The sequence below is a fragment of the Acinetobacter schindleri CIP 107287 genome (genome assembly GCF_000368625.1).
Taxonomy (GTDB): domain Bacteria; phylum Pseudomonadota; class Gammaproteobacteria; order Pseudomonadales; family Moraxellaceae; genus Acinetobacter; species Acinetobacter schindleri.
In genome coordinates this window covers 30,592-45,652 of record NZ_KB849575.1, presented here as the reverse complement: position 1 = coordinate 45,652, position 15,061 = coordinate 30,592, and the positions used below count along the sequence as shown (strand labels likewise).

The window sequence follows — 15,061 nt, the reverse complement described above, 5'->3', positions numbered from 1 at the left end:
ACAAATGCGTTACCCAGCATGGAAATATGTACTGATCCTGGTTGTCCTGGCGATCAGTACATTATATGCCCTGCCTAGTTTGTATCCAGATGAACCTGCCGTACAGATTTCGGGTGCCAAAGCCGGCACTCAGATCGATGCGGGCATCGTACAAAGAGCAGAGCAATTATTAAAAACTGAAAATATTGCAACTCATGACAACAGCTTCAGCAACAATGCGGCCTTACTTCGTGTTGATTCTAGCGAAGCACAGCTCAAAGCCAAGGAAGCACTGCGTCGCGGCCTGGGCGATGATTATGTTGTAGCATTGAACCTTGCACCAACAACACCAGAATGGCTGCAAAAAATTGGCGCCAAGCCAATGAAGCTGGGCCTGGATTTACGTGGTGGTGTTCACTTCCTGCTAGAAGTGGATATGGACAAGGCGATTGCGCAGCGTATGGAAACATCGGCAACTGACCTGCGTCGTCAATTACGTGATAACAATCTGAAATTCAACAGCCTGACCCTTAGCAACAACACCATTACCATGCAGTTTGCCAATAATGATGATCGTTCTGCGGTAATGGACTTTCTGCGCCGTAATGACAATGAGTTCACCCAGCAGGCTGTAGCGACGGATACCGGATCTACCCTGCGCCTGAACTATACCGATGTGCGTAAGCAGGAAATTGAAAGCTATGCAGTCAACCAGAACTTAACCACACTACGTAACCGTATTAACGAGCTAGGTGTGGCTGAAGCACTGGTACAAACTCAGGGCAGCAACCGTATTGTGGTTGAACTTCCTGGTGTTCAGGATACTGCTGAGGCAAAACGTGTCCTTGGCCGTACTGCAAACCTCGAGTTCCGTCTGGTCTCAGATCTGAACGATCAATATATCGATCCATATACGGGTCAGGCAGCAGGTACATTGCCCCCTGGTACTGAAGCATTTGCTTATGAATCTCTGGACAGCGGTCGTCAGTTATTGCTGAACCGTACCCGTATTCTGACGGGTGAACGTGTTCAAAATGCCTCAAGTGGCTTTAGCCAGGACACTGGTGGTGCTGAGGTGAACATTACCCTCGATGCTGCGGGCGGTAAGCTCATGTCGGATGCCACACGTAATGCCGTTGGCAAACGTATGGCTGTACTGTTCATCGAGAACAAGCAGAAGATCAGCTATGTTGAAGATCCTGCAACAGGTCAGCAAACTGAAGTTCGTACGCCATATACCGAATCTGTGGTAATTAACGCGGCAACCATTCAGGCGGTATTGGGCTCTCAGTTCCGTATTACCGGTCTGGATTCTCCACAGGAAGCATCTGAACTTGCCTTGATGTTACGTGCCGGTGCACTGGCCGCGCCAATGTACTTTGTTGAAGAACGTGTGATTGGTCCAAGTCTGGGTCAGGAAAACATTGATAAAGGTGTATTGTCTACCCAAATCGGCTTTATCTTGGTGGCGATCTGGATGGTCGTGTTCTTCCGTCTGTTTGGTGTGATTGCCAACTTTGCGCTGGTATTTAACCTGGCGATGATCCTGACAGTCATGTCATGGATTGGTGCTTCGCTTACCCTTCCAGGTATTGCCGGTATCGTGATTACCATTGGTATGGCGGTCGATGCCAACGTCCTGATCTGTGAACGAATACGGGAAGAAATGAAATGGGGCGCTTCGCCGAAACAGGCGATTGTGGCCGGTTATGACCGAGCCTATAACACCATTTTCGACTCGAACTTAACTACCTTCCTGGTGGCGTTCATTCTGTTCGCGATTGGTACCGGCCCGATCAAAGGCTTTGCCGTGACCCTGATGATTGGTATTGTCTGCTCGATGTTTACAGCAATTACTGTAACTCGTGCGATTGTACAGATCATCTATGGCAAAAAACGTAACTTGAAAAAGTTGAGCATTTAAGGAGATCACTGATGACTGAGAATACTCAACCTAATTCAAAACAATACGGCCGCCCGGATCACGAACGTGTTATCCCGTTTATGAAAATTGCTTTGCCTGCGGCATTGTTTTCAATTTTATTAACGGTTGCCAGCATCTTCTTTATTGCCACTAAAGGCTTGAACCTGGGTCTGGACTTTACTGGTGGTGTGGCAGCAGAGCTGAACTATACTAATCCGGTTCAGCCAGAATCAGTTACTCAGGCATTGAGTGAAGCTGGTTTTAATGATGCTGTGGTACAAACCTTAGGGTCAGATCGTGACCTGATGGTGCGTATGCCTGTTCAGGAAGATGTTGAAGCAGAAGACTTGACCAAAGCCATTACCACAGCAGTTCAGCTGCCAGGTAATGCAGCTGAAGTACCAAAAGTTGATGTGGTTGGTGGTCAGGTCGGTAATGAGCTGTACGTGCGTTCTGCAGGTGCGGTTGCCCTTGCCCTGCTGCTGATGCTGGTTTATGTCACCATCCGCTTTGAATTCAAGCTGGCGATTGGTGCAGTACTGTCCTTGTTCCACGATATCGTGGTGACACTGGGTATCTTTGCCATGATGCAATGGCCATTCGACCTGACCGTACTGGCAGCGTTGTTGGCGATTATCGGCTTCTCACTCAACGATAACATCGTGGTCTCTGACCGTATTCGTGAAAACTTCCGTAAAATCCGTGGTGCTGAACCATTGGAAATCATCAATATTGCCTTGACTGAAACTTTACGTCGTACCATTCATACCTCTATGACGTTATTGCTGGTAGTCGTAGCCATGATGATCATGGGTGGTGATGGTTTGAAATGGTTCTCGATCGCAATGTTTGTTGGTGTTTTTGTAGGTACCTATTCATCCATCTATATCGGTACAGCCTTTGCTTTATGGCGTGGCCTGAACCGTCAGGATTTCATTGTGCAAGTGAAACCTGAGTTTGAGGAAGAAAACGAAATTCCATAATTTCAGCCTTCTTTTAAAATATGAAAAGCCCATCTACAGATGGGCTTTTTTATCGCCGTTGAATCTGTTCTGGATGCAGGATGGCGATCACTACCTCAGCTTGCTGAACGTCCTGTTTCTGAAAACGAACCTGACGTTTGCCATCCAGACTTTGACATTGTAACTCCTGCTCAGTTTCTCGCTGTAATTCTAAAATTAAACAGAATTTATTGATGAACTGTATGCAAAGCCAATCAGCTGTTTGAGCTGACTGCTGACGGTCACATAGCAACCACCAACCCGATTTTAGTGTAGGTGCATAGGCTTCACCATTAATCTGTATCGCATAGTGATTCGCCTGCAACTGAATAGTAGGCTCTATTTCATAATGAACAGCATTCAGAGGCTTTAAGCAAAACAGTTCCTGCTCCACCGCCTGCATGCTATATAAATGAGGAACCAGAGTATTTTTTACTTGTTCTATCTGAAGCTCTTGCTGATCCAGACTCATGGATTTCAAGCCGAGTTGCTGTTCCAGTTCCCGAGCCGCCTTTTCTCCAATCTGGCGCTTGCTATTCAGTAACTGAGCGACATAAGTCGCAGACAGGCCATAATATTCACAGATCTCTTTGCCTGTTTTAAAGCGCTGACTGGCAATCCATTGATCAATGATCCTGCTCAGATTTTCCCGTCTACGTTCAAATAGTTCTGTCGTACTCATCGCAATTGGGTGACTTCATTTTTATTAAGTGCTACTGAGCACCTTACAATAAAAAAGCCCACCAATAAATGGCAGGCTTTTCTAGACAAATTAATCAGTAGATTTAATTACCTTGTACCAAACGACGGGCACTGATAATCCCTGGCTGCTGTTCTAATCGAGCCAGCAGTTTGGACAGCTGGGCCAGACCTTTGACTTCGATCAATAGTTTCATATTGGCAATACCATCAGCTTCTGAAATGGTATTTACCTGACGGATATTGATCTGATCAGAGAAGATCACTTGCGTCAGATCTTTGAGCAGGCCACGGCGGTCATAAGCTTCTACTACAATCTGGACACTCTGACCACGGGTTGGCTGCATTTCCCAATCAGCTTCTACGGCACGTTCTGGTTCCTGCGAAATCATACGCACATAATCCGGACACGCCACCTTATGGATGCTTACTCCACGATTGAGCGTGATATAGCCCCCAATCGACTCGCCATGTACAGGCTGACAGCATTGCGCCACATGTAGTTCAACATTGTCTAAGCCATCAATCAGAATACCATGAGCAGACAAAGTATGACTGGCACGTGGATTCAGCGCCGGCTTCAGTACCAGTTCAGGTTCATCCTGATCCAGGTGCATATGGCGATTCACCTGATTGATCAGCGCATGCAGGCTGATATCGCCATTTACGATACCAATCAGAATGTCTTCGCCACTCTTCACATTAAAGTGATTGCAATAATCGCCCAAGTCGATCGATTTCGGGTGAATTGCCAGACGTGAGAGTTCTTTATTCAAAATCTCACGGCCAACTTCCAGATTCTTGCTGCGATCCTGCTGACGGAACCAGTGACGTAACTTGTCACGTGCACGTGCAGTCTTGATATAACCAAGCGAGTTCACCAGCCAGTCACGGTTTGGCTCACGGTCTTTTTTGGTCAGAATCTCGACCTGTTCCCCGGTTTTCAGAGTATAAGTCAGCGGCACATAGCGCTGGTTCACTCGTGCGGCATAGCACTTGTTACCCACTTCGGTATGGACATGATAGGCAAAATCCAAGACTGTTGAGCCACGCGGCAATTCTTTAATATCTCCATCGCGGCTAAACACATAGATTTTCTCAAAGCCTTCAAAGTCTTGAATCTGTTCAAAATTCTCAACTTCTGCCTCAGAATCTTTATGTGCACTGGCATCATTACGTTCCTGGTAATGCTCCAATACGGCACGTAAAGAATGTAGACGATGGTTAAAGGAATGGTCTGTGGTTTTTGCCCCTTCCTTATAGTTAAAGTGTGAACATACTCCTAACTCTGCCTCTTCGTGCATGTGATAGGTACGAATCTGCACTTCAAGCGATTTGTTTTCTGCAATTACGGCAGTATGCAGTGAGCGATAACCATTGGCTTTCGGATTGGTAATATAGTCGTCAAACTGGTGCGGAATATGACGCCAGATCTGATGTACGATACCTAAAGTGTGATAACACTCAGGTACTGAATTTACCAGGACACGTACAGCACGGATATCATAGAGCTGATCGAAGCTCAGATCCTTACTCTTCATTTTTCGATAAATCGAATAAATGTGTTTGACCCGACCGGTAATTTCGGCCTCAATGCCATGCTCAGCCAGTTCACCACGCAACTTGTCGATCACAAACTGAATATAATGTTCACGCTCCAAGCGCTTTTCATTCAGTAAAGAAGCAATTTCTTTATAACGTTCTGGTGCCAGATAACGGAAGGCTAGATCTTCCAGCTCCCATTTCAACTGGGCAATACCAAGACGATGGGCTAGTGGCGAGTAGATGGTCAGAATTTCACGTGCAACACGTTCCTGACGGTCTCGAGGTGATTTCGCCAGTTCACGCAATGCATAGGTACGCTCGGCCAACTTGATCAGTACCACACGGACATCTTCGGTGACTGAGATCAGCATCTTGTAAATGCCGGTCAAATGCTCGCGCTGGTTATTATTGAAATGGTCTTCCAGACGTTTGTTATTTTCAATCAGCTCGGACAGCTTACCCATCGACAGAGTGCCTTTCACCAGGCCATGTACACTCTCACCGAATTTCTCCAGTACGTCTGCAAGCGGTGTGACACCTTCACGTACCGAACGATACAGCATGGCTGCAGACAAAGTGTCTTCATCGACATGCAAATGGGCAAGGATATCCGCCATCTCAATACCGGTATAGAAAGTATTGGAGCGATGCTGAACCGTGGTTTCTAACTCATTTTCTAAAGTAAGATGGGCGACTTCTTCGAGCTGTTTTAATGGGTTCCCATCTAATATGCCGCGTACACGATCTAACCATTCGGTCATATCCTGCAGGGCTTGATCGGCATGTTCTACAGTCGCCTCCTGTGACAACTCATTCAGTCGCCCAGGCAGCTGTTCACGTACTGTGACCATACCATTCTCCTACTTTTATATACATCATCTCTTTAATCGTTTATTTAATTTTCTTTTTCGAACAGGGCAATCGACTCAACATGGCCCGTATGTGTGAACATATCCATCACACCTGCCCTGCTCAGACGATACCCCTGTTGTACCAGCAATCCGGCATCTCTGGCTAGAGTTGCCGGGTTACATGATACATAAACGATTCTTTTTGCACCAAACTTAGGAATATATTGCATCACTTCTTCTGCGCCGGAACGAGGCGGATCAATTAGTAATGCATCAAAACCCTGATTTGCCCAAGAATGATGCGAAAAATCCTGGGTTAAATCCTGCGAATGGAATGAAAGTTGTGCAATACCATTTATTTTGGCATTTTCCGCACCACGTTGCACCATTTCTTCACTACCCTCAACACCTACGACGCTTCCACTCGCACCAACACAGCGCGCCAATGGCAAGGAAAAGTTTCCTAATTCGCAAAACAGATCCAGAACACGCTCTCCTGGTTGTAGTCGTAGCAAATCACATGCCAGACGTATCATCTGCGGGTTTACTGTGGAATTGACCTGGGTAAAATCTAGCGGATCAAAGCCAAACTCAACATCAAAATCATCCAGACGGTAATGCAGCCGCGCAGGCAATTGCGGTTGATCAATACGCGTCAGTTGGTTTTGACCTGCTGGCTGAATATAAAGCTGCCACCCCTTCTGTAACGCAAATTCGCGTAATTGGTTGACATCCTGTTCAGGTAATTGTGCAGTTTCACGAACTACTAATGCGATTTCCTGATCACCCATGGCCAATTCTATATGACCAACGTCAGCCTTACCATTTAGACTTTGGAGCAATTGTTTAAGACGTGTAACCGAGCCAAACTCCCGATCCAGAATCATGCAGCGATCAATCGAAGTCAGCTTGTTACTTTGGCTTTCACGGAATCCCACCACCAGCTTGTCTTTACCAGGTAAATAGCGTACGCCAATACGGGCTTTACGACGGTAATCTTCACGCTGTGAACGCAATGGCGCCAGCCATTCATTTGGCTGAATTCCAGCAAAATGTTGCAGATGCGATTTCAGCACATTCTGTTTGAGCTCAATCTGTGCATCCGGAGTGATATGCTGCATATTGCAGCCACCACAACTTCCAAAATGTGGACAAGGGGGCTGTATGCGAATTTCTGAGGCTTCACTCAACAATTCAAGCGAGTCAGCTTCTTCCAGCTTTTTCACTTCACGGGTGATTCGGGCACGCACTGTTTCACCGGGCAGTGCATAACGAATAAAAACTTTTTTACCGTGCTTGTCCGCTGGATGGTCCGGATGTGAACCATAGTGAGCAATGCCACGCCCCTCGTGCGATAGTGACTCAACCTGGAAGATGTATTCGGGTTGCTGCTTGGGCCGTGGTTGAGCTCGATGTTTCATGAAAACCTAATGTGTGGAGATGGGAAAATCAAATTGAGTAAATTCAGTCCGTCGCGACGTTTCACGCCAGACCGATAAAAAGTCCGCATGCTGCGGTTGCGTTTGCAAATACTGGATCGTACTTTGTACCAGATGTTGATAATCAGGCAGCAATAACTGTCCCTTTAGCAACTGCCAGCGAATATAGACCAGCCAGGTATTCAGGACATCACCTTCACAATAGCTGGTGAGCTTGTCCCATTCCTGATTGCGCACATATTCAGGCACATGGTAGCCACCATCGCCACGCTTGCCTGGATAACCGAGCAAGTGCGCCACGTCATCCAATTTCTGGAAATGACGGGCATGAAACATGGCCATCACATCCATCAAATCGACATGACGCTGATGGTAGCGGTTCTGATAATTATTATAGCGCTTTTGCGTATCAATTTCGCCCTGATCAAACAGACTTGGCGCAGACAAGCCATGGTACATGGCCCGGTAAAGAATCACGGGCAAATCAAATTGTGAACCATTCCAACTCACTAGGGTTGGATGACGCTTATCGAAAATCGATAAAAATTTTCGTAAAATTTCAGCTTCTGAATTCTGTTCCCGACTAAAGGAAAACAGTTTCATGCCCTGCTCATCAATCCACAGTCCGGAAATACAGACAATTTCATGTAGTGGCAGACGCTGAAAATCAGAACCCGATTCCTGACGACGCAGTTTGGTCAGGGCCTGATCCAGGCTTTGTTCCGGCAGGTCCAGGCCAAACAGATGTGCGCCTGACTTAAGATCGGTCTGGGTTTCAATATCAAACGTTAAAACAGGCAAGCGCATAAATTGATTACTCAGGAATTATTCAGGATCTTGTACAGAGAATAAACCTGTAGACAGATAACGGTCACCACGGTCACAAATAATGCACACGATTACGGCACCTGGATTTTCTTCTGCCAGCTTGATTGATGCCCAGACTGCACCTCCGGAAGAAGTTCCAGCACTGATCCCTTCTTTTTGTGCCAGCTTGCGCATGGTTTTTTCAGCTTCAATTTGTGGAATATCGATAATACGATCCACACGGCTACGGTCGAAAATGGTTGGCAGATACTCTTCTGGCCAGCGGCGGATCCCCGCAATACTTGAACCGTCAGAAGGTTGTAAACCCACAATCTGAATATCCGGATTCATCTCTTTCAGGTATTTAGATACACCCATAATAGTACCGGTCGTACCCATCGAGCTGACAAAGTGAGTGATCTTGCCACCCGTTTGCTGCCAAATTTCCGGACCAGTGGTCAGATAATGCGCTTCAACATTGTCCGGATTACCAAACTGGTTTAGGACCAGGCCTTTGCCTTCGTTTTGCATTTGCAGTGCCAGATCACGTGCACCCTCCATGCCTTGCTCTTTGGTCACTTCAATCAGTTCGGCACCGTAAGCACGCATGGCATCCTTACGTTCCTGACTCATGTTATTCGGCATGATCAGCTTCATTTTGTAGCCGCGCATTGCCGCAACCATCGCCAATGCAATCCCTGTATTTCCACTCGTCGCCTCAATCAGGGTGTCACCTGGCTTGATCTGACCACGCTTTTCCGCCTGCATGATCATGTTATAGGCCGGACGATCTTTCACCGAACCTGCAGGATTATTGCCTTCGAGCTTTGCTAACACTGTCGCTTGAGTGTGATTTGCCAGACGCTGTAGACGTACCAGTGGCGTTTTGCCTACGTAGTAGTCCAGTAAAAATTCGTCTGCTTGAAAATCAGGGGTTGTATTACTCATTATTTGCACCTATGTCGAGGTGCGGCTATTGTATGAAAATTTGCATTTCCCTGCACCCATTTAGCCAGTCTTTTTCAGAAAACCGATCAAAACTCGTGCAGCATGGTCTAAAAATTAAAAAACATTATTTCTGTCAGTAGCTTATTTGTAAATTAAACGCTGTTATTTCAATATTTCTCAGGTCAATTTCAGATTTAAAAGCTTTCATTTCTTAGCATTTTATACGCTATCTATTTGAATATTTTTCATATCCAGATTTATTCTTAAAAAGTCTGTTTAATTTGATATTGCGAAAAACCTTGATGAAATTTTAACTGAAGAATTAAAGCGTGCTAATATGCGGAGCATAAGGAAAACACTGCTTGAATCATGTCAAATATCAATAAAAAGCTGTTTAAACGCCTACACTTAAATCATGCCTACGGCCAGTTGATTGCCCTGATCTTTGTGCCAATTACAATTTTGGCTTGTGTGGGTGCAGCCCTAGTTTTGACAGAAACCTCCAATGCAGCCCGTGCCCAGCAAAAACAGATGGCGATTGCCATTCTGACCCGTTTTCAGGCCACTTCTGAATCTGCGCTGGATATTGTCAATTACTCCCCCTGGCAGTATGAACAGGCACGCAATGCCATGCAAAACATGCTCAATGAGAAGCATCTGATTCGTGCTGCAATTCTGGATCCTCAAGGCAAAAACCGCCTCGGTATTGGTTTTCAGGACCAGGCACCTTGGCCAAAGTTGAAGCAGGAAGCTAGTTTTGTTGGCCCGATTATCAATCAGAATAATCACATTTTTGCAGTTCGCATTAATGACAATACGGGCAATCCGGGCTGGCTTGCGATTGAGCTGGACAATCAACCCCTCGAAATTGCTCGCTACCGCGTGATGATCGTATTGATTGCCACCGGCCTGTTGACCTTGTTGCTACTTTTATTGTGTCTAAATTTTTACTCGCGCCGCTGGATTGCACCAATGTATGAAATCCGCATGCAGTTACAACGCCTGAATGCGGATACTTTGGATCAGCATATTGTCATCAACAGTACTGGTGAACTGCGCCTGTTACAGCGCGATATTGCCAATGTGGTAAAACGGCTGCATTTCAGTTTTCTGGAACTGCGCGAACATACTGAACAGACCGAAGATGACTTGCGCCGCACCCTCGACACTCTCGAAGTGCAGAACATCACCTACCGTCAGGCCCGTGACCAGGCGATTTCTGCCAATCAGGCCAAGTCAGTATTTTTAGCCAATATTTCACATGAATTACGCACCCCATTAAACAGTATTGATGGCTTTATTCATTTGCTACTGCGTCAGGGTAATTTAAGTAATGAGCAGAGTCTGTATTTACAAACCATCCGCAAATCATCGGCGCATCTGCTGGCCCTGATCAATGACGTACTAGATTTTTCCAAGATTGATGCCGGTAAACTAGAACTTGAAACGGCGCTGTTTGATCTGGAAGAAGCGATTTTTGATGTAATGGACATGCTCTCGCCACTGGCAGCGCAGAAGCATATTGATATGGCCTTCTACTATGCCGACAATGTACCAAAATGCGTCAATGGTGATGCACTGCGCTTTAAGCAGATTCTGACTAATTTGATTTCCAATGCGATCAAGTTTACGCCGGATGGTGAAATCATCGTGCGGGTACGAATGGAACACGATGATATCGGGCAATGTCTGCTGCATTTTAGCGTACAGGATAGTGGTATCGGCCTCAGCGGCACTGACCGCAAGAAGCTGTTTGAATCCTTCTCACAAGGCGATACCTCAGTTACACGTCAGTTTGGTGGCACTGGACTGGGTCTGGCGATTTCCAAACAGCTGGTCAGTCTGATGCATGGCCAGATCGGCTTTGAAGATAACCAGGAACGCGCCCCAACCGAGAAAGGTTCGACCTTCTGGTTTACCGCCCAGTTCCTGGTCGATGAAGATGATGTGATCGAACACCCAGACTTTAGCAATCTGACTGTGGTCTCTTATCTGGCACATCCAGCAACAGCGAATGTACTGCGTCATTATCTGGAAAACTATAACGTGAAGCATACTGAGTGTGCTTCGATTCTGGATCTGTTTAGCCGTCTGAATCATCTAAAAACTACGACTGAAAATACCTGGCTAATCGTTGATCATAGCGGTGACAGTCAGGCCCTGCTACAAGAAATTCGTGCGCGTTATCATGGCAATCTGGCAGTCTATGGCTATCAGATGCAGCTTGATCCAAATATGCTGAATGAATACCGTGCCCGTGCGCTATACCAGCCACTTAGCCGTAGTGCCCTGATTCAACTCCTGAATAACCAGCCCGTATTCGATCAAGAGGTTCATGAAGACTTTAATGGTCAAGGGCTGCATATATTGGCAGTCGATGATCATTTACCCAACCTGATTGTACTGGAAGCGCTACTGGGTGAACTGAATGTCACCACGACCAAGGCCACTAGCGGTCAGGAAGCGATTGATATTATCCAGCAACGTCATGAAGAAGGTTTAAGTCCATTTGATCTGGTATTTATGGATATTCAGATGCCGGTGATGTCCGGCATGGATACAACCCGTGCCATCCGCTCGCTGGAATCCACCTTTGAAAACCATCGACGTTTGCCAATTATTGCCCTGACTGCACATGCCCTGTCTGATGAAAAGCATAAATTGCTACAGGGTGGCATGGATGATTATGTCACCAAGCCCATTCAGATTGAACAGATCATCCAGATTCTGACTCAATGGACCACGGAAAATTTCCGCAAGGCACCCATGCTAGAACGTGCGAATGTCATTGATGCTCTGGATAGCAATATTCTGGACTGGCAGCAAAGTCTGCAACTGGCTGCCAATAAGGAAGATCTGGCCGTAGATCTGTTGAGAATGCTGGTCGACAGTTTTGAAACTGAACTCAGTGAAATAGAACAGCTGATTGAACTGGAAGATTTTCCACAACTGGAACATGTACTGCATCGGCTCTACGGCGCGACACGTTATGTGGGTACGCCGAACCTGCAACAGCTGACAGGCAGTTTTGAACAGTTTGTTTCTACCCTACGTAAAGAACGTCGCAAAGCTGATGAAGCCTTTGTTCAGGAGGTGATGAAACGCCTCGATGAGCTTAAAGCAGGCATTGGCCAGGTGGAACAGGCTGCACAACAGGTGCTAAATAAGCATATGATCTAATGCGCAAGTTAAGAACAATCACAAAGCGTGACTTAAGTGTCATGCACGTGATCTAACGCACATGCTATGCTCAGGGCAATAAAAATGAAGGGTTTAGCCATGTCACTGGTTCGTTTAGAAAAAAATAATGGAATTGCTACGGTGAGTTTAAACCGTCCGGACAAACGTAATGCCATGAGTTTTGCGCTATTGCGTGAACTTGTTGCAACCGCCAACACGATCAAAAAGGATAAAAGTATCCGCTGTGTCATTCTGACAGGTGAAGCACAGGTCTTTAGTGCCGGGATTGATCTCGCTGATTTAAATAATCCAAAAAATCGTGCCTATGCAGCCTGGGAACTGCTGCGTCCGGGTCAGAGTCTATTTCAGAAAGCATTTTTGATCTGGCAAGAATTACCGGTTCCCGTGATTGCAGCTTTGGAAGGCTATTGTTTTGGTGCAGGCATGCAGCTGGCACTGGCAGCAGATATTCGGATTGCTCATCCACAGACTCAAATGTCAATTATGGAAAGCCGTTGGGGCTTAGTACCAGATATGGGTCTGAGCCGTTCGTTAAAAGGCTTAATCAGTCTGGATCTAGCCAAAGAACTGACACTGACCGCGCGTATTTTTGACGGTAACTATGCCAAGCAGATCGGCCTGATCACTCATGTAGATGAGCAACCTCTAGCAAAAGCACAAGCCTTGGCTGAAGAAATGTTGCAGCGTTCTCCAGATGCTTTAATGGCGTCTAAATATGTGCTGGATGCCATGGAACATCAACCAAACAAATCCTTACGTATGGAAAAAATCTGGCAGTTAAAATTACTCCTCGGCAAAAACAGCCAGTTGGCACGCAAGAAAGACAAGAATCCAGAAGTCCAGTTCCAGCCTCGCCAGTATTCATAAGATCATCTCAGTAGATATCGGATAGCATCATGCAGTTTGATCAAACCACTAAAATCGCATTTCTCGGTATAGGCCTGATGGGTAGCCGTATGGCCAGTCGGCTGATTCAGGCAGGCTTTGAAGTTGCTGTCTGGAACCGTACTGCTTCTGCTTGTGATGCATTGATTGCTCAAGGTGCACAGTTATTGCAGCTTGAGCAGATTGCAAATTATCCGGTAGTTCTCATCTGTCTGGCGGACGATTTAGCCGTTAAAGTAGTGTATGAACAGATTGAGCCTTATCTGGTTGCACAACAGGTGATTGTAGATTTCTCCAGTTTATCTGTGCAGCAGACGTTGGAACTGGCACAACGTGCGCAGGCCCAACAGGTGATCTGGATTGATTCCCCAGTTTCTGGCGGTACTGCCGGTGCTGAACAAGGCAGTCTCGTGGTCTTTGCCGGCGGTGATGAACAGATTATTTCTTCTTTAGCTGCAATTTACCAAGTCCTCTCCCATCGCGTGACTCGCATGGGTGACTCAGGTACAGGACAAGCGACGAAAATCTGTAATCAGCTGATTGTCGCGGCAAACAGTACACTGATTGCCGAAGCTGTGGCACTGGCTGGACGTGCTGGAGTAGATACCACCCTGCTTGCCCCAGCGCTGGCCGGTGGTTTCGCGGATTCAAAACCGTATCAGATTCTGGCACCGCGTATGGCCACCCAGACCTTTGAACCGGTGCAATGGAAAGTTCAGACCTTGTCCAAAGACCTCAATAATGCAGTACAGCTTGCAGCAGCACATGCGCTAAATATTCCGGTTGCTTCTCAAGCTTTATCTCAGCTCAAGGCTCATCAAGAGAATGGCTATAGCGAAACGGATCTAGCGACTGTCATTCAGCACGTTCAATAACTTCATTTTCACGATTATTTCCATATTTAGTGCAAGGAGCTTCAGATGTTAAAATTCGCAGTCAACCTTTCCATGATTTTTACGGAAGTTCCCCTGCTGGAACGTTTTGCCCTTGCCCGTGAGCATGGTTTTGACCATGTAGAAATCCAGTTTCCTTATGAACTGACTATCGAGCAGATTCAGGCACAGTTGACAGCGCATCAGCTGAGTTTATGCCTGATCAATGTCCCAGCAGGTGACCTGATGCAAGGCGGTCATGGACTGGCTGGCATACCCGGCAAGGAGATTGAATTTCATCAAGCGATGCAACAAGCGATTACATATGCAACCGCACTGAAAGTACCGAGCGTCAATATTCTGGCAGGTAAACAGCCGCTGGATAGTGACCTGTTACCTTGCCTGAATACATTGGCAGATAATCTGAAAATGGCCTGTTCGATGTTGGCAGATCATGGTATTCAGCCAGTCTTTGAGATGATCAATGGGACCGACATGCCACGCTTCCTGGTGCAAAATGTAGCTCAAGCACAGGAAATGCTCGAAGCAGTCCAACATCCAGCCTTAAAGATGCAATATGACTGTTACCATATGGCGATGATGGGTGAAGATGTATTTGAAGCTTTAAAAGAGAATATTGACACAATTGGACACATTCAATTTGCAGACTGTCCAGGGCGACATGAACCTGGTACAGCTATTGTTAATTATGTCGAGATTTTTCAATGGTTAGAGAATAGCCAATATCAAGGCTATGTGGCAGCAGAATATCGCCCGCTGAAGCATTCAGCAGCGTCTTTTGGCTGGAAGACCCGATATTTTGCAGATTGATTACAAACCGAACAATGTGCTGATTTGAAATTTCGGGGCAAAACCGCTATATTAGATCATGCATAATTGTTAGGAAATT

Annotated in this window: 11 protein-coding genes; 6 read left to right on the top strand and 5 right to left on the bottom strand. The window is 46.3% G+C overall.

Annotated features, from left to right (window positions below; translation table 11 throughout):
* Positions 1–4 precede the first annotated feature (4 nt).
* On the top strand, positions 5–1,903 hold the full coding sequence (secD, locus tag F955_RS03465) for a protein translocase subunit SecD (protein ID WP_004891415.1): 1,899 nt from the start codon (positions 5–7) through the stop codon (positions 1,901–1,903).
* 8 nt (positions 1,904–1,911) lie between these two features.
* The gene (gene secF / locus F955_RS03460; RefSeq protein ID WP_171058629.1) at positions 1,912–2,886 is read left to right on the top strand and encodes a protein translocase subunit SecF; all 975 of its coding nucleotides are present in this window, start codon (positions 1,912–1,914) and stop codon (positions 2,884–2,886) included.
* Positions 2,887–2,935: 49 nt separating this feature from the next.
* Here the strand turns inward: secF and F955_RS03455 are convergent, their stop codons facing one another.
* From F955_RS03455 to cysM, 5 genes are all read right to left on the bottom strand, one after another.
* Positions 2,936–3,586 carry a S24/S26 family peptidase gene (locus tag F955_RS03455; RefSeq protein ID WP_004891409.1) on the bottom strand — a complete coding sequence of 217 codons (651 nt, stop codon included), beginning with the start codon at positions 3,584–3,586 and terminating at the stop codon, positions 2,936–2,938.
* Positions 3,587–3,689: 103 nt separating this feature from the next.
* Positions 3,690–5,999, bottom strand: a complete 2,310-nt coding sequence (locus F955_RS03450) for a RelA/SpoT family protein (protein ID WP_004891407.1) — start codon at positions 5,997–5,999, stop codon at positions 3,690–3,692.
* A gap of 44 nt (positions 6,000–6,043) precedes the next feature.
* Entirely contained in the window at positions 6,044–7,420 is a 1,377-nt protein-coding gene (gene rlmD / locus F955_RS03445; RefSeq protein ID WP_004891404.1) for a 23S rRNA (uracil(1939)-C(5))-methyltransferase RlmD, read from the bottom strand.
* A 6-nt stretch (positions 7,421–7,426) separates the two neighbouring features.
* On the bottom strand, positions 7,427–8,245 hold the full coding sequence (locus F955_RS03440; RefSeq protein WP_004891401.1) for a 3'-5' exonuclease: 819 nt from the start codon (positions 8,243–8,245) through the stop codon (positions 7,427–7,429).
* 18 nt (positions 8,246–8,263) lie between these two features.
* The gene (gene cysM / locus F955_RS03435; protein ID WP_004891398.1) at positions 8,264–9,193 is read right to left on the bottom strand and encodes a cysteine synthase CysM; all 930 of its coding nucleotides are present in this window, start codon (positions 9,191–9,193) and stop codon (positions 8,264–8,266) included.
* 369 nt (positions 9,194–9,562) lie between these two features.
* Here cysM and F955_RS03430 point away from each other — a divergent pair, with 369 nt between their 5' ends.
* The 4 genes from F955_RS03430 to F955_RS03415 all read left to right on the top strand — a co-directional run bounded on the left by F955_RS03430 (position 9,563) and on the right by F955_RS03415 (position 14,982).
* Complete coding sequence (locus F955_RS03430) at positions 9,563–12,373, top strand: GacS-like sensor histidine kinase (protein ID WP_004891395.1); 2,811 nt, start codon at positions 9,563–9,565, stop codon at positions 12,371–12,373.
* 99 nt (positions 12,374–12,472) lie between these two features.
* Entirely contained in the window at positions 12,473–13,261 is a 789-nt protein-coding gene (locus tag F955_RS03425) for a crotonase/enoyl-CoA hydratase family protein (protein ID WP_026056767.1), read from the top strand.
* Between the two features lie 29 nt (positions 13,262–13,290).
* Positions 13,291–14,154, top strand: coding sequence for an NAD(P)-dependent oxidoreductase (locus F955_RS03420; protein ID WP_004891392.1), 864 nt, complete (start codon positions 13,291–13,293; stop codon positions 14,152–14,154).
* A 45-nt stretch (positions 14,155–14,199) separates the two neighbouring features.
* Positions 14,200–14,982, top strand: coding sequence for a hydroxypyruvate isomerase family protein (locus F955_RS03415; protein WP_004891390.1), 783 nt, complete (start codon positions 14,200–14,202; stop codon positions 14,980–14,982).
* Positions 14,983–15,061: the final 79 nt, after the last annotated feature.

Coding starts and splice junctions, on each gene's coding strand:
- secD (WP_004891415.1), top strand. CDS start 5: ATGCGTTACCCAGCATGGAAATATGTACTGATCCTGGTTGTCCTGGCG.
- F955_RS03455 (WP_004891409.1), bottom strand. CDS start 3,586: ATGAGTACGACAGAACTATTTGAACGTAGACGGGAAAATCTGAGCAGG.
- F955_RS03450 (WP_004891407.1), bottom strand. CDS start 5,999: ATGGTCACAGTACGTGAACAGCTGCCTGGGCGACTGAATGAGTTGTCA.
- rlmD (WP_004891404.1), bottom strand. CDS start 7,420: ATGAAACATCGAGCTCAACCACGGCCCAAGCAGCAACCCGAATACATC.
- F955_RS03440 (WP_004891401.1), bottom strand. CDS start 8,245: ATGCGCTTGCCTGTTTTAACGTTTGATATTGAAACCCAGACCGATCTT.
- cysM (WP_004891398.1), bottom strand. CDS start 9,193: ATGAGTAATACAACCCCTGATTTTCAAGCAGACGAATTTTTACTGGAC.
- F955_RS03430 (WP_004891395.1), top strand. CDS start 9,563: ATGTCAAATATCAATAAAAAGCTGTTTAAACGCCTACACTTAAATCAT.
- F955_RS03425 (WP_026056767.1), top strand. CDS start 12,473: ATGTCACTGGTTCGTTTAGAAAAAAATAATGGAATTGCTACGGTGAGT.
- F955_RS03420 (WP_004891392.1), top strand. CDS start 13,291: ATGCAGTTTGATCAAACCACTAAAATCGCATTTCTCGGTATAGGCCTG.
- F955_RS03415 (WP_004891390.1), top strand. CDS start 14,200: ATGTTAAAATTCGCAGTCAACCTTTCCATGATTTTTACGGAAGTTCCC.